This window comes from Streptomyces sp. NPDC002032, assembly GCF_042890765.1.
In the GTDB taxonomy this organism is placed as follows: domain Bacteria; phylum Actinomycetota; class Actinomycetes; order Streptomycetales; family Streptomycetaceae; genus Streptomyces.
Genome location: NZ_JBIASM010000007.1, coordinates 108,673 through 129,545, shown reverse-complemented (window position 1 = coordinate 129,545; position 20,873 = coordinate 108,673). Strand labels below are relative to the sequence as shown.

16 protein-coding genes are annotated in these 20,873 nt (G+C 73.7%); 6 read left to right on the top strand and 10 right to left on the bottom strand.

Features of this window, described 5'->3' with window-relative positions; all coding sequences use genetic code 11:
- Positions 1 to 63: 63 nt before the first annotated feature.
- The 7 genes from murD to rsmH form a co-directional block, all read right to left on the bottom strand.
- Complete coding sequence (gene murD, locus ACFYYT_RS18480) at positions 64 to 1,491, bottom strand: UDP-N-acetylmuramoyl-L-alanine--D-glutamate ligase (protein ID WP_351830069.1); 1,428 nt, start codon at positions 1,489 to 1,491, stop codon at positions 64 to 66.
- Positions 1,473 to 2,543: a phospho-N-acetylmuramoyl-pentapeptide-transferase gene (mraY, locus tag ACFYYT_RS18475; RefSeq protein WP_351830066.1), complete on the bottom strand. Its 1,071-nt coding sequence runs from the start codon at positions 2,541 to 2,543 to the stop codon at positions 1,473 to 1,475. Before mraY ends, murD begins: the two co-directional genes overlap by 19 nt.
- Positions 2,540 to 3,964: a UDP-N-acetylmuramoyl-tripeptide--D-alanyl-D-alanine ligase gene (gene murF, locus ACFYYT_RS18470; RefSeq protein ID WP_351830063.1), complete on the bottom strand. Its 1,425-nt coding sequence runs from the start codon at positions 3,962 to 3,964 to the stop codon at positions 2,540 to 2,542. Before murF ends, mraY begins: the two co-directional genes overlap by 4 nt.
- Complete coding sequence (locus ACFYYT_RS18465; protein ID WP_351830061.1) at positions 3,961 to 5,655, bottom strand: UDP-N-acetylmuramoyl-L-alanyl-D-glutamate--2,6-diaminopimelate ligase; 1,695 nt, start codon at positions 5,653 to 5,655, stop codon at positions 3,961 to 3,963. The genes murF and ACFYYT_RS18465 overlap by 4 nt, the downstream gene beginning before the upstream one ends.
- A 37-nt stretch (positions 5,656 to 5,692) precedes the next feature.
- Entirely contained in the window at positions 5,693 to 7,735 is a 2,043-nt protein-coding gene (locus ACFYYT_RS18460) for a peptidoglycan D,D-transpeptidase FtsI family protein (RefSeq protein WP_388608495.1), read from the bottom strand.
- A gap of 66 nt (positions 7,736 to 7,801) precedes the next feature.
- Positions 7,802 to 8,326, bottom strand: a complete 525-nt coding sequence (locus ACFYYT_RS18455; protein ID WP_351831316.1) for a hypothetical protein — start codon at positions 8,324 to 8,326, stop codon at positions 7,802 to 7,804.
- On the bottom strand, positions 8,323 to 9,252 hold the full coding sequence (rsmH, locus tag ACFYYT_RS18450; protein ID WP_385322781.1) for a 16S rRNA (cytosine(1402)-N(4))-methyltransferase RsmH: 930 nt from the start codon (positions 9,250 to 9,252) through the stop codon (positions 8,323 to 8,325). The genes ACFYYT_RS18455 and rsmH overlap by 4 nt, the downstream gene beginning before the upstream one ends.
- A 341-nt stretch (positions 9,253 to 9,593) precedes the next feature.
- Between rsmH and ACFYYT_RS18445 the strand changes: the two genes are divergently transcribed.
- From ACFYYT_RS18445 to ACFYYT_RS18430, 4 genes are all read left to right on the top strand, one after another.
- Positions 9,594 to 10,145 carry a carbonic anhydrase gene (locus tag ACFYYT_RS18445; protein WP_351831310.1) on the top strand — a complete coding sequence of 184 codons (552 nt, stop codon included), beginning with the start codon at positions 9,594 to 9,596 and terminating at the stop codon, positions 10,143 to 10,145.
- 137 nt (positions 10,146 to 10,282) lie between these two features.
- The gene (locus ACFYYT_RS18440; protein WP_351831306.1) at positions 10,283 to 11,293 is read left to right on the top strand and encodes a MoxR family ATPase; all 1,011 of its coding nucleotides are present in this window, start codon (positions 10,283 to 10,285) and stop codon (positions 11,291 to 11,293) included.
- Positions 11,293 to 12,651, top strand: coding sequence for a DUF58 domain-containing protein (locus ACFYYT_RS18435; protein WP_351831303.1), 1,359 nt, complete (start codon positions 11,293 to 11,295; stop codon positions 12,649 to 12,651). The genes ACFYYT_RS18440 and ACFYYT_RS18435 overlap by 1 nt, the downstream gene beginning before the upstream one ends.
- Positions 12,648 to 15,071: a transglutaminaseTgpA domain-containing protein gene (locus tag ACFYYT_RS18430; RefSeq protein ID WP_388608491.1), complete on the top strand. Its 2,424-nt coding sequence runs from the start codon at positions 12,648 to 12,650 to the stop codon at positions 15,069 to 15,071. Before ACFYYT_RS18435 ends, ACFYYT_RS18430 begins: the two co-directional genes overlap by 4 nt.
- A 455-nt stretch (positions 15,072 to 15,526) precedes the next feature.
- On the opposite strand, the gene ACFYYT_RS18425 is transcribed toward ACFYYT_RS18430, so the two are convergent.
- Genes ACFYYT_RS18425 through ACFYYT_RS18415 form a run of 3 tightly spaced genes read right to left on the bottom strand, consistent with a single transcriptional unit; the run spans position 15,527 to position 19,276 of the window.
- Entirely contained in the window at positions 15,527 to 16,159 is a 633-nt protein-coding gene (locus ACFYYT_RS18425) for a TetR/AcrR family transcriptional regulator (protein WP_351820787.1), read from the bottom strand.
- A gap of 29 nt (positions 16,160 to 16,188) precedes the next feature.
- On the bottom strand, positions 16,189 to 18,285 hold the full coding sequence (locus tag ACFYYT_RS18420) for a YhgE/Pip domain-containing protein (RefSeq protein WP_351820790.1): 2,097 nt from the start codon (positions 18,283 to 18,285) through the stop codon (positions 16,189 to 16,191).
- The gene (locus ACFYYT_RS18415; RefSeq protein ID WP_351820793.1) at positions 18,257 to 19,276 is read right to left on the bottom strand and encodes an ATP-binding cassette domain-containing protein; all 1,020 of its coding nucleotides are present in this window, start codon (positions 19,274 to 19,276) and stop codon (positions 18,257 to 18,259) included. Before ACFYYT_RS18415 ends, ACFYYT_RS18420 begins: the two co-directional genes overlap by 29 nt.
- Before the next feature lie 204 nt (positions 19,277 to 19,480).
- Here ACFYYT_RS18415 and ACFYYT_RS18410 point away from each other — a divergent pair, with 204 nt between their 5' ends.
- Positions 19,481 to 19,963, top strand: a complete 483-nt coding sequence (locus ACFYYT_RS18410) for an SAV_6107 family HEPN domain-containing protein (protein ID WP_351820796.1) — start codon at positions 19,481 to 19,483, stop codon at positions 19,961 to 19,963.
- Positions 19,964 to 20,038: 75 nt separating this feature from the next.
- Positions 20,039 to 20,797, top strand: a complete 759-nt coding sequence (locus ACFYYT_RS18405) for a methyltransferase (RefSeq protein ID WP_351820799.1) — start codon at positions 20,039 to 20,041, stop codon at positions 20,795 to 20,797.
- The last annotated feature ends 76 nt before the right edge of the window (positions 20,798 to 20,873 follow it).

Below are 20,873 nucleotides of genomic sequence, written 5' to 3'. Positions count from 1 at the left end.
TCTTCCCCTCCACTCGTACGAGGCGAGCAGCCGGGTCGGGCAGGAGTCCTGCCCCGGATCGACCTAGGCGCTCTCGGCGGCCAGTTCGCGCACGGCGTCGGCGAACGCGTCCCCACGCTTGTTGTAGTCGGCGAACATGTCCATCGAGGCACACGCGGGCGCCAGCAGGACCGTGTCGCCGGGCTCCGCGAGCCGGGCCGCCTCCCGGACCGCTGCGAGCATCGCCCCAGTGTCGGTCCGTTCGAGGTCGACGACCGGGACCTCGGGCGCGTGTCGCGCCAGCGCCTCGGCGATCAGCGCCCGGTCGGCGCCGATCAGCACCACCGCGCGCAGCCGGTCGGCGGACGTGCGGACGAGCTCGTCGAAGGTCGCGCCCTTGGCGAGGCCCCCGGCGATCCAGACGACCGGTTCGAAGGCCGCCAGCGAGGCCTCCGCCGCGTGGGTGTTGGTGGCCTTGGAGTCGTCGATGTAGGTCACCCCGGCCACCTCGTCCACGTACGCGACGCGGTGCGCGTCGGGGCGGAAGTCGCGCAGGCCGTCGCGGACGGCGCGCGGCGGCACGCCGAAGGCGCGGGCCAGGGCGGCGGCGGCGAGGGCGTTGGCGATGTTGTGCGGGGCCGGCGGGTTGACGTCCTTGACCTCGGCGAGCTCCTGGGCGTTCTTCTGCCGGTTCTCGACGAAGGCCCGGTCCACGAGGATCCCGTCGACCACGCCCAGCATGGACGGGCCGGGGGCACCGAGGGTGAAGCCGATGGCGCGGCAGCCCTCCTCGACGTCGGCCTCGACGACCAGGGCCTCGGTGGCGGGGTCGGAGACGTTGTAGACGCAGGCGACCGTGTTGCCCTCGTAGATGCGGCCCTTGTCGGCGGCGTAGGCGTCCATCGAGCCGTGCCAGTCGAGGTGGTCCGGGGCCAGGTTGAGGACGGCCGCGGAGTGGGCGCGTACGGAGGGCGCCCAGTGCAGCTGGTAGCTGGAGAGCTCGACGGCCAGGACGTCGTAGGTCTCCTCGCCGGTCACCACGTCGATGATCGGGGTGCCGATGTTGCCGACGGCGGCGGTCTTCAGACCGGCCGCCCGCAGGATCGACGCGAGCATCTGGGTCGTGGTGGTCTTGCCGTTGGTGCCGGTGATCGCGAGCCAGGGCGCGGCGTTCTCGCCGCGCAGCAGCCAGGCGATCTCGACGTCGCCGACGACCTCCACCCCGGCCTTGGCGGCGGCCTCGAACAGGGGGCTGTCGGGCTTCCAGCCGGGCGAGGTGACCACGAGGTCGGTGCCCCCGGGAAGGGTGGCCGCGTCGCCCAGGCGTACGGAGATCCCCGCCGCCTCCAGCTCCGCGGCCCTGGCCCGGTGGCCCTCGGAGTCGCCGCCGTCGACGACGGTCACCGAAGCGCCGAGGCCGGCCAGGGCGCGGGCGGCGCTGACGCCGCTCACGCCGAGGCCGGCGACGGTGATGTTCCTGTCCTGCCAGGAGGTCACTTGTCTGCTGCCCATCCCGCGTAGAAGAGACCGAGACCGACGATCACGCACATGCCCTGGATGATCCAGAAGCGGACCACGACGAGGACTTCGGACCAGCCCTTGAGTTCGAAGTGGTGCTGGAGCGGCGCCATCCGGAAGACCCGCTTGCCGGTCATCTTGAAGGAGCCGACCTGGATGACGACCGACATCGTGATGAGCACGAAGAGGCCGCCGAGCAGGGCCATCAGGAACTCCGTGCGGGAGCAGATGGCCAGGCCCGCGAGCGCGCCGCCGAGGGCGAGCGAACCGGTGTCACCCATGAAGATCTTGGCGGGCGAGGTGTTCCACCACAGGAAGCCGAAGCAGGCTCCCATCAGGGCGGAGGCGACGACCGCGAGGTCCAGCGGGTCGCGCACCTCGAAGCAGGCGTTCGGGTTGGTCAGGGTCTGCGCGTTGGCGCAGGACTCCTGGAACTGCCAGACGCCGATGAAGGTGTAGGCGCCGAAGACCATCACGGCGGCGCCGGTGGCGAGGCCGTCCAGACCGTCGGTGAGGTTCACGCCGTTGGACATGGCCAGGATCATGAACAGCGCCCAGACCACGAACAGCACGGGGCCTATCGCCCAGCCGAAGTCCGTGACGAACGACAGCTTCGTGGAGGCCGGGGTGAGTCCGCGCGAGTCCGAGAACTGGAGCGCGAGGACCGCGAAGGCGATGCCGACGATCAGCTGGCCGGCCATCTTGGCCTTGGCGCGCAGACCGAGCGAACGGCGCTTGACGATCTTGATGTAGTCGTCGAGGTAGCCGACCACGCCCATGCCCGCCATCAGGAAGAGGACGAGCATTCCGGACATGCTGGGCGATTCGCCGGTGATGGCCTTCGTCGCCGCGTACGCGATGAGCGTCGCCAGGATGAAGGAGATGCCGCCCATGGTGGGCGTGCCCTTCTTCCCGGCGTGGCCGCGCGGGCCGTCGTCGCGGATGAACTGGCCGTAGCCCTTGCGGGCCAGCAGCTTGATCAGGAGGGGGGTGCCGATGACGGTGAGGAACATACCGATGACACCCGCGAACAGGATCTGCCTCATCGGCCGGCGACCTCGCCCTCGCTGTCGAGCAGCGCCTGCGCCACCCGCTCCAGGCCGATCGACCTGGAAGCCTTCACCAGCACGACGTCCCCCGGGCGCAGTTCACTGCGCAACAGGTCGACCGCCGCCTGCGCGTCGGACACGAGCACCGACTCCTCACCCCACGAACCCTCGTTATATGCGCCCAGTTGCAGCCAGGACGCTTCCCTGCCCCCGACTGCCACGAGCTTGCTCACGTTGAGCCGGACGGCGAGCCGTCCCACCGCGTCGTGCTCGGCCAGTGCCTCGTCGCCCAGTTCGGCCATGGGGCCGAGCACCGCCCACGTACGTCCCCCCCTGGCCCTCGCGGAGTCACCCATCGCGGCAAGTGCGCGCAGGGCGGCCCGCATGGACTCGGGATTCGCGTTGTAGGCGTCGTTGACGATCGTGACGCCGTCCGCGCGCTCGGTGACCTCCATCCGCCACCGGGACAGCGTGCCCGCCGCGGAGAGCGCGGTGGCGATCTCTTCGACGGACATGCCCAGGACATGGGCGACGGCGGCCGCGGCGAGCGCGTTCGACACGTGGTGCTCACCGTACAGCCGCAAGGTCACATCGCTGCACCCGGTCGGGGTGTGGAGTGTGAACGAGGGCTGTCCCGCCGGTGTCATCCGCACTTCGGTGGCCCGGACCTCGGCGTCCTCGGCCTCCCCGAAGAAGACCGTGCGGGCCTTCGTACGGGCCTCCATCGCGCGGACCAGGGGGTCGTCGGCGTTGAGGACGGCGACCCCGCCCTCGGCGGCGGCCGGCAGGGACTCGACCAGCTCTCCCTTGGCCTGGGCGATGGCCTCGCGGCCGCCGAACTCGCCGATGTGGGCGGTGCCGACGTTCAGGACGAGGCCGATGCGCGGCGGGGTCAGACCGGTCAGGTAGGCGATGTGGCCGATGCCGCGGGCGCCCATCTCCAGGACCAGGTGCCGGGTTTCGGCGGTGGCCTTCAGGGCCGTGAGCGGCAGGCCGATCTCGTTGTTGAGGGAGCCGGGCGTCCACACGGTGGGCGCGTGGTGCTGGAGCACCTGGGCGATGAGGTCCTTGGTGGACGTCTTGCCGGCCGAACCGGTCAGCGCCACCACGTCGGTGCCCAGACGCTCCACGACGGCCCGGGCGAGGGCGCCGAGGGCCTTCTCGACGTCGGGGACCACGATCGCCGGTACGCCGACGGGGCGGGCGGCGAGGACGGCCGCGGCTCCGGCCGCGACCGCGCGCTCGGCGTAGTCGTGGCCGTCGACGTGTTCGCCGTCGAAGGCGGCGAACAGGCTGCCGGGCTCCACCTGGCGGGAGTCGATGACGACGGGGCCGCCGATCCGCACCGAGGGGTCCGGTATGTCGTGGGGCCGCCCGCCGGTGATGTCGGCGATCTCGGCGAGGGAGAGGTCGATCACTGGTTCACCTCGGCCTGTCGGGCGCTGCGCTGCTGGGTCTCGATGGCCGCGCGGAGCACGGCGCGGTCGTCGAAGGGGCGTACCACGCCCGCGGTGTCCTGGCCCTGCTCGTGGCCCTTGCCCGCGACGAGGACGGTGTCCCCGGCCTCGGCGCGCGCGACGGCGGCGGCGATGGCCGCGGCCCGGTCGGCGTCGACGAGGACGGCGGCGCGCTCGGCGGGCGGTACGGAGACGGCTCCCCCGAACATCGCCGCGAGGATCGCGAGGGGGTCCTCGGAGCGCGGGTTGTCGGAGGTCAGGACGGCGGTGTCGGCGTACCGGGCGGCCGCGGCGCCCATCGGGGCGCGCTTGGTGGTGTCGCGGTCGCCGCCGCAGCCCAGGACGATGTGCAGCTTGCCGGTGGTGACCTCGCGCAGGGCGCGCAGCACCGACTCGACGGCGTCCGTCTTGTGCGCGTAGTCGACGACGGCCAGGTACGGCTGGCCCGCGTCGACCCGCTCCAGGCGGCCGGGGACCCCGGGGACCGCGGCGACGCCGTCGGCGGCGGTCTGCGGGTCGATCCCGGCGACGGCGAGCGTGACGATCGCGGCGACGGTGTTGGCGACGTTGAACGGGCCGGGCAGCGGGGCGGTGGCCCGTACGCGCTGTCCTTCGGGCCCGACCAGGGTCAGGGTGGAGTCCATGTGGCCGCTGACCACGTCCTCGGCGCGCCAGTCGGCGCCCGGGTCGCCGGCGGCGGAGAAGGTGACGACCGGGATCGTCGCCTCCTTGGCGAGGCGGCGGCCGTACTCGTCGTCGAAGTTGACCACCCCGAGGCGGGCGCGGCGCTCGGTGAAGAGCTGCGCCTTGGCCTGGAAGTAGTCCTCCATGTCCGAGTGGAACTCCATGTGTTCCGGGCTCAGGTTGTTGAAGACCGCGACGTCGAAGACGCAGCCGTCGACCCGGCCCAGGACCAGGGCGTGGCTGGAGACCTCCATCGCCACGGCCTCGACGCCGCGTTCGCGCATGACGGCGAACAGGGCCTGGAGGTCGGTGGCCTCGGGGGTGGTGCGCTCGGACTTGATGCGCTCGTCGCCGATGCGCATCTCGACGGTGCCGACGAGTCCGGTGGCGCGGCCGGCCGCGCGCAGCCCGCCCTCCACGAGGTAGGCGGTGGTGGTCTTGCCGGAGGTTCCGGTGATGCCCAGCTGGAGCAGGCCCGTACCGGGACGGCCGTAGATCTCGGCGGCGAGCTCCCCCATCCGGCCGCGCGGGTCGGCGACGGTGAGCACCGGCAGGCCGGTCGCGGCGGCGCGCCCGGCGCCGTCCGGGTCCGTCAGCACGGCGGCGGCGCCGAGGGCGGCCGCCTGCGCGGCGAAGTCCGCGCCGTGCGCGCGGGCACCGGGGAGGGCGGCGTACAGGTCGCCGGGGCGCACGGCACGGGAGTCGTGCGTGATGCCGGTGACCTGGGTGGCGCCTGGCTCAGGGAGGCCCAGCAGGGTGGCCAGCGCGCCCAGGGGGGTCGGGCGGGCGGACACGGGCCGGGGCGCTCCCGGCGGCGCTGCCGGGGCGTCTTTCTGGGCGGTTCTGGGCTGATCAGCGTGGGACACGGCGGTGAGCGTACCGGGCGCGGCGGGCCGCTCGCGAAGCGAGGGCCCGCCCCGGGCGTCGGCGGCCGACTGGTTCCCGGGTTTCGGGGTGATCGTTGTCACTGATGGTGCCTCACGCGTTTCTGGCCGGACGGCCGGTTCACTGGCCGGGCTGGGGACCTGGCTGCGGGCTGGTCGGGGCGGTGTTCGGCGGGGTGTTCGGGGCGGCCTGCTGGGGGCCGGGGTCGAAGGTCACGGGCAGTCCGGCGGGCGCCGTTCCGCTGGGCGCGACCTGGAGGGTCTTGAGCGCGAACTCCATGACGGTCTTGTAGATCGGGCCGCAGATCTGGCCGCCGAAGTAACTGCCCTTGGTGGGGTTCTGGATGGCGCAGTAGACGGTGATCCGCGGGTTGTCGGCCGGGGCGAAACCCGCGAACGAGGCGGTGTAGCCCTTGTAGCGGCCGGTGGCCGGATCCACCCGGTTGGACGTGCCGGTCTTGCCGCCGACGCGGTAGCCGGGGATGCGGGCCTTGGTGCCGGTGCCCTCCTGGTCGTCGACCACGGATTCGAGCATCTCCGCGAGGGTCTTGGCGGTCGCCGCGCTGACCACCCGGGCCTGTTCGGGGGCCGGGGCGGGGGTGAAGCGGCCGTCGGGGCCCTTCGTGCCGCGCACCAGGGTGGGTGTGATCCGGACCCCGCCGTTGGCGATGGTGGAGTAGACGGAGGCCGCCTGCATCGCGTTGAGGGAGAGGCCCTGCCCGAAGGGGATCGTGTACTGCTGCGAAGTGGACCAGGCCTCGGGCTTGGCGAGGATGCCGCGCGATTCGCCGGGGTAGTTCAGGCCGGTGGGGCGGCCGATGCCGAACTTGTCCAGGTAGGAGTACAGGACCTTGTTGGCCTCGGGCTGGCTGGCGCCGAGCTGGCCGGTGGCCAGGATGGTGCCGATGTTGGAGGACTTGGCGAGGACCCCGTTGAGGGTCAGGTACCAGGTCGGGTGGTCGACGTCGTCCTTGAAGAGCCGGTCGCCGCGGTGGAGCCGGTTGGGGACCTCGACGTGGGTGTCGGGGGTCGCCTTCTTCTCCTCCAGCACGGCGGCCATCGAGATCACCTTGGCGGTGGAGCCGGGCTCGTACACGTCCTGGAGCGCGGCGTTGCCCATGGCGGCCGAGCTGGCCCTGGTCAGGTCGTTGGGGTCGAAGCCGGGGGCGTTCGCCATCGCGAGGACCTCACCGGTGCGGGTGTCCTGGACGACGACGTAGCCGCGGTCGGCGCCGGACTTCTCGACCTGCTCGGCGATGGCCGACTGCGCGGCCCACTGGATGTCGCGGTCGATGGTCAGCTCGATGTCGTCGCCGGGTACGGCGGGCTTCTCGCTGGAGCCCGCGGTGGGCACGCGGCGGCCGCCGGACTGGGCGTAGGTGAGCTGCCCGTCCTTGCCGGCCAGCTTCTTGTCGAGGGAGGACTCCAGACCGCCGCCGCCCTTGCCCTCGGCGTTGACGTAACCCAGTATCCCGGCGGCGAGGTTCCCGTTCGGGTACACGCGCTTGCTGCTGACCTCGTTGAAGACGCCGGCGATGACGTTGGCGCCGGGGCCGTTGCTCTTCTTGTCGGCGGCGGCCTTGTCGGCGAAGAGCTTCTTGAGGTCCTTGATCTGGTTCCACACCTGGGGGGTCTGGCGGCGGGCCAGGATCACGTAGCGGGTGTTCTTGGTCTTCAGGCGGGCGGCGAGTTCCCCGGCGTCCTTGCCGAGGATCGGGGCGAGGAGGGCGGCGGCCTGCTCGGGGGCGTCGGGCGCCTTGCTCTCCTGGGGGGTGAACATCTTCGGGTCGGCGGTGATGTCGTACGCGTCGACGCTGGTGGCCAGGGCCACGCCCTTGCGGTCGGTGATCTCCCCGCGCTCGGCGGCCAGGGTGTAGCTGGTGAAGCGGTTCTCGGTGGCCTTGGCGGAGTACGCGGAGGCGTCGACGGCCTGTACCTGGAGGAGCCGGACGACGAAGGCGAGCATGACCAGCGTCAGGCCGACGCCGACCAGGCGCAGCCGGGGCCGGGGGCTGCCGAGCCGGATGGTGTGCGGGGTCCGCTGCGCGGCGGGGCGCCGGGTGGCGGGGCGGCTGGCGGCGGGGCGGCCGGTGGCGGGGCGGCCGGCGGCCCGGGCCCGGGCCGGCCCGGGCACCCGGCGCCGCGGCGGTTCCTGAGGACTCACCGCACCCCCCGGGAACGGGCGAAGGGCGGGGCGGGGAGGGCCCCGGCGGGGATCCGCGTCACGACGTCACCTTCCAGGGGTCTGGCTCGGCTGCGGCTGGGCTTGCGGGGGTACGGGGGCCCCGGACGGCGCCCCGGACGGCGTCGGAGCCGCCGACGCCGAGGGCGCCGGACCCGGCGCGGCGGCCGAGGGCGTGGGCGGCGGCGGCGCCTCCGCCACGGCGGGGGTGCCGGCGACCTTCCCGTCGGCGCCGACGAAGACCGGGCTGCCGCCCGGCACCAGCCCCAGCTCCCGCGCCCGCCGCTGCAGCGCGTCCGGGGCCGAGTACCCGTCGACGTCCCGCTGGAGCGCCTGCTGCTCGTCCGTGAGGGCGGTGGTCTCCTTCTTCAGCTTCGTCAGCTGGAACGACCCCTGGTTGAGCGCCGAATTCAGCAGCAGCAGGCTGATCAGCCCGCCGCCCAGCAGCGCCACCACCAGCAGCACGAACGGCATCCGCGCCGCCTGCCCGGCCGACGCGGCGGCGGGCCGCACCCGGACGAGGCGGGCAGCCCGGCCGGCCCTGCCGCCCCCGGAGCGGCCCGCCGGGGTCACAGCCGCGCCTCGCGGATGCGCTCGACACCGCGGAACCGGGCCGGGGCGGCCCGCCGGTTCTCGGCGATCTCCTCCTCCGTCGGCAGCTCCGCGCCGCGCGTGAGCAGCTTCAGCTTCGGCTGGTACTTCTCCGGTACGACCGGCAGCCCGGCCGGCGCCGTGGAGGTGGCCCCCGCCGCGAAGACCTGCTTGACGAGGCGGTCCTCCAGCGAGTGGTACGAGAGCACCGCGATCCGCCCGCCGACCGCGATCCGGTCGACCGCCGCAGGAATGGCCTTCTCCAGACCGGAGAGCTCCCCGTTGACCTCGATGCGCAGGGCCTGGAAGGTCCGCTTGGCGGGGTTGCCGCCGGTGCGCTTGGCGGCCTGCGGCAGCGCGTCCCGGATGAGCTCCACCAGCCGGGCGCTGTTGCCGAAGGGCTCCTTGTCGCGCTCGCGCACCACCGCGGACACGATCCGCTTGGCCTGCTTCTCCTCGCCGTACTGGCGCAGGATCCGCACCAGCTCGCCGGGGGCGTAGGTGTTGAGGACCTCCGCGGCGCTGATCCCGGTCGTCTGGTCCATCCGCATGTCGAGCGGCGCGTCCTGCGCGTAGGCGAACCCGCGGTCGGCCTCGTCGAGCTGCATGGAGGAGACGCCGAGGTCGAAGAGGATGCCCTGGACGGACGGGATCCGCAGGCCGTCGAGCACCTCGGCGAGGTCGGCGTAGATCGCGTGGACGAGGGTGGCCCGCTCCCCGAAGGGCGCGAGGCGCTCGCCGGAGAGCCGCAGGGCCTCCTTGTCGCGGTCGAGGCCGATCAGGCGCACCTCGGGGAACCGGGTCAGCAGGGCCTCGCTGTGGCCGCCGAGGCCGAGGGTGCAGTCGACGACGACGGCCCCGGGCCTCTCCAGCGCCGGGGCCAACAGGTCCAGGCACCGCTGGAGCATCACCGGGACATGTCGGGACTCGCTAGTCAAAGCGCCCTCTCAGATAACGGCGCGGCAGGCGTACGCCGCGCCGCGCACGCGGAGTTTTACCAGGGGGCCGGGCGGCCGGTGAGGGCCGGGCTCCGGCCGGTTCGCGCCACTTTAGTGCAACGCCCGCCCCGGTCAACGAACCGCCCCGCGCCCGGTGCGCCCCCCTCCGGGGGAACCCGCGGGACCCCCGAATCACCCGGTCGGCGGCCCCCGCCTCACCCCTGTGGGTTAGCTCACAACAAGGTCCGTTGACGTTCTTTGTCCCCTCTCCCTCAGTGCCGTACCGGCCCGTGACCACTAACGTCGTACCCATGACGACTTCCGCATCCCTGCCCGCCAGCTCCGCTACCCCGGCATCCGGCGTCGCCTCCGTCACCGACCGGCTGGTGGCGGCCAACCGCCGCTACGCCGCCCAGTTCACCGATCCGGGCATGGACGCCCGCCCGGTCCTGCACGTGGCGGTCGTCGCCTGCATGGACGCCCGTCTCGACCTGCACAAGGCCCTGGGCCTGGAGCTCGGCGACTGCCACACCATCCGCAACGCCGGTGGCGTCGTCACCGACGACACCATCCGCTCGCTCACCATCAGCCAGCGCGCCCTCGGCACCCGCGCCGTGATACTGATCCACCACACCGGCTGCGGTCTCGAAAGCCTGACCGAGGACTTCCGGCACGAACTGGAGGACGAGGTCGGCCAGCGTCCCGCCTGGGCCGTGGAGGCCTTCCGCGACGTCGACCAGGACGTCCGCCAGTCCATGCAGCGCGTTCGCACGAACCCCTTCCTGCCGCACAAGGACGATGTGCGAGGCTTCGTCTTCGACGTGCACACCGGGCTCCTGCGGGAGATCGATCCCGCCTCTTGAGTGACACCGGGCCGTGAGGGCGTCAAGAATGCGTGGAGACGCCCCCCGGATCCCCTCCGGAACGGCGTCCGTGTTTCGGGGTGGGCCGGTTCATGCGCCAAGAGCGTCGGCCCTGGGAAAGGGCCGAGGAGAACCAGGTGACCACGTACGACGACCGAGCGAGCCTCGCTGATCTGACCAGCACGGCCGAGCGGATCCGGCAGTCGGTCGAGGGCGTGATCGAAGGGAAGCCCGAGGTAGTCCGCCTCGCGCTGACCGTGCTGCTCGCCGAGGGGCACCTGCTGATCGAGGACGTGCCGGGCGTCGGCAAGACCATGCTGGCCAAGACGCTCGCCAAGTCCATCGACTGCTCGGTGCAGCGCATCCAGTTCACCCCCGACCTGCTGCCCTCCGACATCACCGGTGTCAGCATCTACGACCAGCAGCGCCGCGAGTTCGAGTTCAAGCCGGGCGCGATCTTCGCGCAGATCGTCATCGGCGACGAGATCAACCGCGCCTCGCCCAAGACGCAGTCGGCGCTGCTGGAGTCGATGGAGGAGCGCCAGGTCACCATCGACGGCACCACCTACGCGCTGCCCAGCCCGTTCATGGTGGTCGCCACCCAGAACCCGGTGGAGATGGAGGGCACCTACCCGCTCCCCGAGGCCCAGCGCGACCGCTTCATGGCCCGCGTCTCCGTCGGCTACCCCAGCCCCGAGGCCGAGCTCCAGATGCTCGACGTGCACGGCGGGGTCTCCCCCCTGGACGACCTCGCCGCCGTCGCGCACGCCCACGAGGTCGTCAAGCTGATCGAAGCGGTCCGCGAGGTGTACGTCGCCCCGCCCGTCCGCCGCTACGTCGTCGACCTGGTCTCCGCCACCCGCAGCCACCCGGACCTGCGCCTGGGCGCTTCCCCCCGCGCCACCCTGCACCTGCTGCGCGCCGTGAAGGCCTCCGCGGCCCTGGCCGGCCGGGACTACGTCCTGCCCGACGACGTCCAGCAGCTGGCCGCGCCCGTCCTCGCGCACCGGCTGCTGCCCACCGCGCAGGCCCAGCTCAACCGGCGCACCGCCGAGCAGGTCGTCCACGACATCCTCCAGCGCACCCCCGTCCCCGCCGCGCACGCCCGCGGCGAGATGCCGCCCGGCGCGGGCATCCGGGGCTTCTGATGGGCGCCGGTGCCCCGCGCGGCGCCGGCGGGGAGGTCAGGGATCCGGGCGGGCTGCGCGCCTCACTGGCCGGGCTGACCACCCGGGGCCGCTCGTTCCTGGCCGCCGGCGCCGCCGCCGCCGCGTGCGCGTACGTCCTGGGCCAGGGCCAGCTGCTCCGCGTCGGCCTGCTGCTCGTCGTCCTGCCGCTGATCTGCGTGCTCGCCCTGCACCGCACCCGCTACCGGGTCACCTCCACCCGCCGGCTCACCCCGGAGCGGGTGGCCGCCGGCTCCGAGGCCCGCGTCCTGCTGCGGCTGGAGAACGTCTCCCGCGTCCCCACCGGACTGCTGATGCTCCAGGACCGGGTGCCCTACGTACTGGGGCCCCGGCCCCGCTTCGTCCTGGACCGCGTCGAGGCGGCCGGGCTGCGCGAGGTCTCCTACCGGGTCCGCTCCGACCTGCGCGGCCGCTACCCGCTCGGCCCGCTCCAGCTGCGGTTGAGCGACCCCTTCGGGCTGGTCGAGCTCACCCGCTCCTTCAGCACCTACGACACCCTCACCGTCGTCCCGCGCACCGTGCCCCTGCCCCCGGTCCGCATGACCGGCGAGGCCAACGGCTACGGCGACGGCGCCCGCCGCTCGCTCGCCCTGGCCGGCGACGACGACGTGATCCCCCGCACCTACCGGCGCGGCGACGACCTGCGCCGGGTGCACTGGCGCTCCACCGCCCGCTACGGCGAGCTGATGGTGCGCCGCGAGGAGACCCCGCAGCGCAGCAAGGTCACCGTCCTGCTGGACACCCGGGGCGCCGCCTACGAGGGCGCCGGCCCCGACTCGGCCTTCGAATGGGCCGTCTCGGCCGCCGCCTCCACCGTGCTGCACGTCCTGGAACAGGGCTTCTCGGTGCGGCTGCTGACCGACACCGGCGATTCCGTGCCCGGCGAGGGCGGCGGCTTCTCGGCCGGCGGGCAGGAGTCCGCCGAGGCGGCCGGACTGATGATGGACACCCTCGCGGTCGTCGGCCACTCCGACGGCTCCGGACTCTCCCGCGCCCTCGAAGCCGTACGCGGGCCGGGAGCGGGCCTCGGCTCCGGCGGGGACGGCCTGCTCATCGCGTTCTTCGGCGACCTGGACGACGTACAGACGGAAATGGCGGCCCGGATGCGGCAGCGCAGCGCGGCAGCGGTGGCGTTCGTACTGGACTCCGCGACCTGGGCCGGTGAGCCCTCGCGGGTGGAGGAGCGGCTGCGCGGGCTGCGCGAGGCGGGCTGGACGGCGCTGGCCGTACCGCCCGGCGCGGCCTTCGCCGAGCTGTGGCGGCAGGGCGGGAACATCCCGCTCGCCACCGGAACCGGAACCGTGGGGGGGCCGGCATGAGCGGGCGGGCACGCGTGACGCTCTTCGGCGTCCTGGCGACGCTGCTGACCTCCTGGTCGCTGGCGCCGCTGGTGGAGACCTCCGGCTGGCTGATCCAGGCGGCGCTGCTGCTGTGCCTTCAGGCCGCGGTGGGAGCGGGGGCACGGCGGGTGCCGCTGGCCCGCCCGCTGACGGTCGCCGCGCAGCTGCTGGTGTCGCTGCTGGTGCTCGCGTTCCTCTTCGCGGGCAAGGGCGAGTCCACCGGGAGCGGGCCGCTGGCCTTCCTGGTCACCGACTTCGGGGCACTGTTCGAGCGCGGCGTACGGGACGTGGGCGAGTTCGCCATACCGGCGCCGCTCTCCGACGGCATCCGGCTGCTGCTGCTGTCCGGGGTGCTGCTGATCGGGCTGCTGGTGGACGTGCTGGCGGTGACGCTGCGCACGGCCGCGTCGGCCGGGCTGCCGCTGCTGGCGCTGTACTCGGTGGCGGCCGGGCTGTCGGCGGGCCAGGGCGGATCCTGGTTCGCCTTCCTGCTGGCCGGCGCGGGCTACCTGCTGCTCCTGCTGTCGGAGGGGCGCGACCGGCTCGCCCAGTGGGGCCGGGTCTTCGGCGCCGCCCCCAGCTCACGGGTGTCCGCCGCCTCGGGGTACGGCGGCGGCGCGGGCAGCGGCGGCGGCCGGGCCCTGGCGCCCGTACGCACCGGACGCCGCATCGGCGCGGTCGCGCTCGGTCTGGCGCTGGCGGTGCCGGCCGTGCTGCCGGCGCTGGGCGGCGGGGTGCTCGGCGCCCCCGGCGAGGACTCGGCCGTCGCGGGCGGCGGGGGCACGATCTCGGCGGTGAACCCGCTGGTGTCGCTGCAGAGCAGCCTGAACGCGCAGGACAACCGGGTGGTGCTCAAGTACCGCACGGACAGCCCGCAGCTGGGCGAGCAGTACCTGCGGATCCTGGCGCTGGACGAGTTCAACGGGGTCAAGTGGGAGGCCTCCGGGCGCCCGCTGACCGACGTGCCGGAGCGGCTGCCGAATCCGTCCGGGCTCAGCGAGCAGGTCCGCGGGAGCGCGGCGGAGATCCGCACCACCGTCTCGGCGGCCGAGACGTACGCCCAGCGCTACCTGCCGATGCCGTACCCGGCGACGCAGGTGGACATCGCCGGGAAGTGGCGTTACGAGCCGGTCGGCCGGACCCTGGTCGGCGACCAGCTCGGCAAGGACCGCTTCCAGAACGTGCAGGGCGCGCAGTACACCGTACGCAGCCTGCTGCTGCGGCCCACGGCGGCGCAGCTCCAGGCCGCGCCGGGCCCGAACCCGTTCGTGCAGGCCGAGTACACCAAGCTGCCGGACAACCTGCCGCCGGTGGTGGCGGAGACCGCCCGGCGGGTGACGCAGGGCGCCCAGGACGACTACACGCGGGCCGTCCGGCTCCAGGACTTCTTCGCCGTGAACGGCGGCTTCCGCTACGACACGAAGGTGTCCTCGGGGACGGGTTCGCAGGCCATCGCCCGCTTCCTGGCCGACAAGGAGGGCTTCTGCGTCCACTTCGCCTTCTCGATGGCGGCGATGTCGCGCACGCTGGGCATCCCGGCGCGGGTGGCGGTCGGCTTCACCCCGGGCGAGAAGCAGTCCGACGGCAGCGTGAACGTCTCGATGCGGGACGCGCACGCCTGGCCGGAGCTGTACTTCGAGGGCGTGGGCTGGACCCGCTTCGAGCCGACGCCCCGGTCGGGGATCTCGGTGCCGGACTACAGCCGCACCGACGTCCCGGCGCCGCAGCCGTCGGCCCCGTCCGCGCTGCCCTCGCAGTCCGCGGCGGCGCCCTCGGCGGCCCCGTCGCAGAACGACGCCTGCCCGCCGGAGCTGAAGAAGCTCGGCGAGTGCGGGGGCGCGGCGCCGAAGCAGGACCTCGGGGCCGGCTCCGGTGGGGTCTCCGCCGGGGCGGTCCTCGGCTGGGGCGCGGCGGCGCTGGTCGTGCTGGGCCTGCCGCTCCTCCCGCTGGTGTGGCGCCGCCGGGTCCGCGACCGGCGGCTGGCCTCCGGCGGGGTGCCGGCCGCCTGGCGGGAGCTCGGTGACGCCGCCTGGGACGTGGGCATCCCGCCCGACGGGGCGCTGTCGCCCCGGCGGGCGGCGGAGCGGGTGGTGCGGCTGGGCGGCCTGGACGCGGAGGCCGCGCAGGCTGTGCACCGGGTCGCGGGCGCGGTGGAGCGGGAGCTGTACGCCCCGCCCGGCGCGGAGGCCTCGTACCCCGGGCTGTCCGCGGACGTCCTGCGCGCCCGCACCGCCCTGCTCGCCTCCCTCACCCGCCGGGGGCGCCTGCGCGCGCTCCTCCTGCCCCGCTCGGCGGCCCGCCTGGCCTGGGCCGCCTCGGCCCGCGTAGCCGCCGCCACCGCCCTCACCACCCGCCTCACCACCCACCTCCGCACCCACCTCCCCCTCCGCCGCCCCTGACCCGGCCCCGCACCCCCGCGCCTCAATCGCCGGCGGGGCTGGTTTTACCGACCGGGGTGAGCAACTTCAGCCCCGCCGGCGTTTGAGGCGCGGGCGCGGAGCGCCATGTGGTGACCCGCGCCGGGGCGTACGGGCGGCGTCGAGGCGCTGTGATGGGTCGTGTGCGGGCCGTTTCCGGGGGCCAGCCCCCGCACCCCCGCGCCTCAAACGCCGGCGAGGCTGGTTTTTGGCGGCGGCGCTGAACGGTGCGAGCGGCGCGGCAGAAAAGGAAACGCCGGCCCCCGGTCCGCTCCGCGGCCCCGTGTCCGCGGTGCGGGCCGCGTGCCCGCCCGATGCTCCCAGTCTGCTGTCCGCGCAGGCCGGAGCCATCCGTACGCGTACTCATCTGTGCGACTAGGTACGGATACTCAGTTCTACGCCGCCCCCACCCCCGGAGGGCACCGCCGACCGGGGGGTCACCGGCTCCCGCTGACCCGCCCCCGCAGCAGCAGCGACAACGCCGAGTGGACGTCGTCCAGCGACCGCTCGCTCTGGAAGGCCTGCCAGTCCAGCGCGGCCACCAGCACCATGCCCACCATCGCCGCCGCCGTGAGCGGCACGTCGATCTCGGGGCTGAGTTCGCCCCGCTCGACCCCTTCCCGCAGGACGGTCTCGACGACGGCCACCGCCTCCTGCCGGACCACCATCAGGGTGGACTGCCAGGCGCGGTTGGTGCGCCACAGCTCGGCGACGTAGAGCTGGGTGAAGGCCGGGTAGCGGTCGATGAAGACCAGCCCCGCCCGGATCATGGCGTCGAGCGCCTCGACCCGGGTCCCGCCGCGCTCCTCCGTCTCCCCCGCCGCCGACCGCAGCGAGGCGGTCAGCAGACCGACCCCGTGCCGCAGCAGCTCCTCGAAGAGGTCGGTCTTGCTCGCGAAGTTGTAGTAGACGGTGCCCTTGGCGACCCCCGCCCGCTCGGCGATCTCGTCGACCGTGGTCGCGGAGAACCCCTGCTCGGCAATGAGGGTGACGGCGGCTTCGTAGAGCTTCTGCCGGGTGGCCTGGCGGCGTGCGCCGCCCGTGCCCGTACCGGTGCTGCTGCTTTCCATGGCGCTGATTCTCACAGGTCAACAGCCCCTTACAGGCTCAGTTCGGGGTGCAGCCGGTCCATCGTCCACACCTGCTTGCCGCGGGCGGCGAGCGCGGTGAGGGCCAGGGCCCCCGCGGTGAAGGCGGCCAGGACCGCGCAGCCCTGCCACACCGGGGTGAGGTCGCCGCCGGTGATGAGGCGGCGCAGGCCCTCGACGATGTACGACATCGGCAGGTAGGGGTGGATGGCGTTGAAGAAGCCCGGGCTGGTCTGGACGGGGTAGGTGCCGCCCGCCGAGGTCAGCTGGAGCATCAGGAAGGCCAGCACCAGGATCCGGCCCGCCGCGCCGAACTTGGCGTTGAGCCACTGGACGATGGCCGCGAAGCAGCAGGTGACCAGGAAAAGGAACCCGATGGTGAGGGCCGGGCGGGCCATCTCCAGGCCGAGGCCCCAGTGGAGTACGGACATCAGCGCGCCCACCTGCGCGGCGCCGAGCCCGGCCACGGGCAGCCAGCCCGCGAGCGCGACCCGCCAGGGCGAGGCGCCGACGGCCAGGGCCCGCTTGTTGAGGGGGGCGATCAGCATGTAGGCGACCATCGCGCCGACCCAGAGGGACAGCGGGATGAAGTACGGGGCGAAGCCGGTGCCGTAGTTGGGCGCCTTGTGCAGGGACTGGTTGGCGAGCTTGACCGGGTCGGCCATGACCTGGGTGCGGGCGTCGCGCTGCTGCTGGTCGTAGTCGGGGATCTTGCCGACGCCGTCGTGCAGACCGCCGGCGAGTTCGCCGCTGCCGTCGACGAGCTTGAAGATGCCGCCGTCGAGGCTGTGCGCGCCGTCGCCGAGCTTGCCGACGCCCTCGCCGAGGGCTCCGGAGCCGCCCGCGGCGGTGCCGATGCCGCTGTGCAGCTGGACCATGCCGTCGGCGACCTTGTGGGCTCCGCTGTTGAGGGCGTTGACCTTGGCGACGGCCGCGTCGAGGTCCGAGGCGAGGCCGGGGGCCTTGACGGCGAGTTCGCGGGCCGTGGTCTCCAGGTCGTTCAGCTGGGTGCGGAGCTTGTCGATGTCGCCGCCCGAGTTGCCGACGAGGGTGTTGACGTCGCCGGAGAGCAGGGCGGCCTCGGCGGTGACGTCCCTGGCCTTCTTCGCCTCGGCGCAGAAGGCGGGCGGGAGGGGGCCCTGTCCGGCCGGGGGGCTGACGCAGTACTTCGTGTAGAGGTTGTCGGATTCGGTCGCGGCCCGCTTGTTGAGGGCGGCGAGCGCGGGGGCCTTCTCGGTGAGCTTGCCGAGGTGGTTGTTGACGACCTTCGCGGTGTCGGCGACCAGTTTGGCGCTGTCCGCGAGGTTCTTGGGGTCCTTGACGAAGGGACGGGCCTTGTCGGCGGCGCCGTTGACCTTGTCGGCGAGGGTCTGGGTGCCGGCGGCGACGTCCTTGGTGCCGGTCTCCAGCTGGCCGGCGGCCGAGTTGAGCTTCTTCAGGCCGCCGGTGAGTTCGCCCGTCTTCTCCTTGGCCGTGTCCAGGCCGTCGGCGAGTTCCTTCGCGCCCTGCTGGGCCTTGCCCGCGCCGTCCTTGAGCTTGTCGGCGCCGTCGGCGGCCTCGGCGGTCTTGTCGTGCAGGTCGGAGAAGGAGACGAAGATCTTGTCGAGGAAGCCGCGGGAGGCGTTGGCGGTGGCCGCGGAGCGGACCTCGGCGAAGACGGTGCGGGAGATCGAGCCGACGATGTAGTTGTTGGCGTCGTTCGTGCGGACCTGGAGGGCGCTGGTGGTGGGGTCGGCGCCGCCGCTGGAGGCGATCTTCGAGCTGAAGTCGGCGGGCATGGTGAGGGAGAGGTAGTACTTCCCGTCCTCCAGGCCCTCGGCCGCCTCCGCCGCGCTGACCTCGTGCCAGTCGAAGGTCTTGCTGGCGTGCAGCTTCTTGGTGATCTCACCGCCCGCGTCGAGGCGCTTGCCGTCCACGGTGGTGCCCCGGTCGGAGTTGACGAGGGCGACGGGCACCTTGTCGAGGCGGCTGTACGGGTCCCAGAACGACCAGAGGTACAGGGCTCCGTACAGCAGCGGCAGGAGGAGCAGCGCGACGAGTGCGGCCCGGGGCAGCTTCCCCCGCCCGAACCGCTTCAGCTCAAGCGCGGCCAGTTTCGGCGAGCGCATCGTCCGCCCCCTTCGGGTCTTCGGTGTCTTCGGCGTCTTCGGTGTCTTCGGTGTCTGCGTGGGTGGTGCCGGCGGGGGCGGACGCGCCCTCGCCGTCCTTCGCGCCGTCCGTGTCGTTGTCCGGGGCCGGTGCGGTGGCGGCCTCCGCGGCCTCCGCGGCCTCCGCGTCCGCGGGGGACGCGGGGGCGCCGGACCGGCCCCAGGTGATCTTCGGAGCGGCGTCGTGGAGGACGGCCGTCGGCCCGGCGGGCTCCGCGGCGGCGGCTCCGGCGGGCTCCGCGGTGGCGGGCTCCGCGGCGGGGCCGGTGCGGAGCACCGTCACGCCCTCCGGGGCCTCGCTGCACACCGCGAGGACGGTGGTCCCCCGGTCGGCGATCGAGCGGAGCAGCGCCCAGGCCTCGGCGCGTTCGGCGTCCGAGAGCTTGAGGTCGAGGTCGTCCACGGCCACCAGCCGGGGGCCGGCCAGCAGGGCCAGGGCGAGGGAGAGCCGTACGCCCTCCAGCCGCTCCAGGTCGCGCACCGAGGTCCGGGTCCCCTTGGGCAGGGTGGCGAGGTCCAGTCCGACGGCGGCCAGGGCGGCGTCGACGCGGGCCGCGGCGCGGGCGTGGCGCTCGCCGCGCGGGCGCAGCAGGGCGCGCACCGGGCCTTCGTAGCGGCGCTGGAGCAGGGCTCCCTCGCGCAGCTGCTCGGCGACGGTGAGGGCCTGGTCGAGGTCGTTGACGCCGGGGACGGGGCCGAGGGCGGTGATCCGGCGGACCGCGGCCATCTTCTTCGGCAGCCGGTGGCGGCCGATCTCGGCGTGGCCCTCGGTGGGCTTCATCCGCCCGGTGAGGGCGAGGAGCAGGCAGGTCCGGCCGCTGCCGGAGGGTCCTTCGAGCGCGATGAGCGATCCGGGCGCCGCGTCGATGTCCACGCCCCGGAAGGCCCAGCCCCGCGGGCCCTTGAGTCCGAAGCCCTCGGCCTTGACGGCCACGCCGTGCGGGCTGTCCACGCCGTCCCCCTTCGTTTGAACCTCTTTTGAACTGACCGGTCAGTTCAAAAACTACCAGGTTCGGGGCCAAAGTCCGCACCCGGGGCGGGCTTTGGGGGCGAAAGCGCAGGTCAGCGCGATTGTCAGTGGGGGGCGCCACGATGGATCCACGCATGCGCGTACCCGCAACACCGCCGAGCACCACGCAACGACAGGAGGTTCGTCATGGCCACACCGTCCCCGTCCCCTGTCCACCCCGTCCCGCGCAGGTCGGCCGCTCCCCCCGCCGCCCTGGACCTGCTCGCCAAGGCCCGCGGCGGCCTGGCCGAGGCGGCCCTGCTGCCCCGGCCCAACGAGCGGTACGCCACGGCCCATCTGGCCGCGCTGCGCGTCGCCGCGGCCGTGCTCGCCGCGCGCGGGCGGCCCGAGCCGGCGCACCCGAGGCGGCGGCCGCGGATCCGCAGCGCCTGGGAGGTCCTGCCGGAGATAGCGCCGGAACTGAGCGAGTGGGGCGCCCTCTTCGCCTCGGGCGCCGCCCGCCGGGCCCGGGCCGAGGCGGGGATAGCCGGTGCGGCGAGCCCCCGGGACGCGGACGACCTCGTACGGGCGGCCGGGATGTTCCTGCGCCTGGTGGAGCGGATGCTGGCCCTGGGGCCACCGGCGCAGCCCCTCCCCCAGCCCCGGCCGGAGCGTCCCCACGCGGGATGAGCTGCCCGGTCTGCCGAGGCAATAGGGTGGGGCACGCACCGTCCCCCACCCTTACGCGCCGAGGAGTCATCAGCCGTGTCGGACACTTCCCGCCCCCGCGCCTCCCTCCGCACCGCCGTGGTGTGGGAGGTCCTCAAGGAGGCCCTCGACCGCCGGGCGAAGGCGACCGGGCGGGACGTCCTGGACGTGCTGGACACCGGCGGCGGCACCGGCAAGTTCGCCGTGCCGGTGGCACACCTCGGCCACCGGGTGACCGTGGTCGACCCCAGCCCGAACGCCCTGTTCGGACTGGAGCGCCGGGTCTCCGAGGCGGGCGTGGCCGACCTGGTGCGCGGGGTCCAGGGCGACGCCCAGGGCCTGCTGGACGTGGTCGAGCGGGAGGCGTACGACGTGGTGATCTGCCACGGCGTCCTGGAGTACGTGGACGACCCCGCCGAGGGCGTGGCCAACGCGGTCGCCGCCCTGCGTCCCGGCGGCGTCCTCAGCCTGCTCGGCGCCGGTCTCGGCGGTGCGGTCCTGGCCCGGGCCCTGGCCGGCCACTTCACCGAGGCCCGTACCGCGCTCACCGACCCGGCCGGGCGCTGGGGCTCCGGCGACCCGGTGCCGCGGCGCTTCACCGCCGAGCAGCTGAGCGAGCTGGTCGGCGGGGCCGGCCTGGAGGTCGGCGCCGTGCACGGCGTGCGGATCTTCGCCGACCTGGTGCCCGGCGTCCTGGTCGACACGGAGCCCGGGGCCGTGGAGGCACTGCTGCGACTGGAGGAGGCCGCCGCCGAGCTGCCGGCCTTCCACGCCGTCGCCACCCAACTGCACGTCCTCGGCGAGAAGCCCGCCTGATCTGCGGCCTTTGCGCGAACGGGCTCGCCCGCTCACCCTCCGAACCGGCCCCCGGCCACGTATGATCGGAGGCACC

Bases quoted from the DNA above. Each gene is read 5' to 3' on its own strand.
- murD (WP_351830069.1), bottom strand. From the start codon at position 1,491: ATGGGCAGCAGACAAGTGACCTCCTGGCAGGACAGGAACATCACCGTC.
- mraY (WP_351830066.1), bottom strand. From the start codon at position 2,543: ATGAGGCAGATCCTGTTCGCGGGTGTCATCGGTATGTTCCTCACCGTC.
- rsmH (WP_385322781.1), bottom strand. From the start codon at position 9,252: ATGCTCCAGCGGTGCCTGGACCTGTTGGCCCCGGCGCTGGAGAGGCCC.
- ACFYYT_RS18445 (WP_351831310.1), top strand. From the start codon at position 9,594: ATGACGACTTCCGCATCCCTGCCCGCCAGCTCCGCTACCCCGGCATCC.
- ACFYYT_RS18435 (WP_351831303.1), top strand. From the start codon at position 11,293: ATGGGCGCCGGTGCCCCGCGCGGCGCCGGCGGGGAGGTCAGGGATCCG.
- ACFYYT_RS18430 (WP_388608491.1), top strand. From the start codon at position 12,648: ATGAGCGGGCGGGCACGCGTGACGCTCTTCGGCGTCCTGGCGACGCTG.
- ACFYYT_RS18425 (WP_351820787.1), bottom strand. From the start codon at position 16,159: ATGGAAAGCAGCAGCACCGGTACGGGCACGGGCGGCGCACGCCGCCAG.
- ACFYYT_RS18420 (WP_351820790.1), bottom strand. From the start codon at position 18,285: ATGCGCTCGCCGAAACTGGCCGCGCTTGAGCTGAAGCGGTTCGGGCGG.
- ACFYYT_RS18410 (WP_351820796.1), top strand. From the start codon at position 19,481: ATGGCCACACCGTCCCCGTCCCCTGTCCACCCCGTCCCGCGCAGGTCG.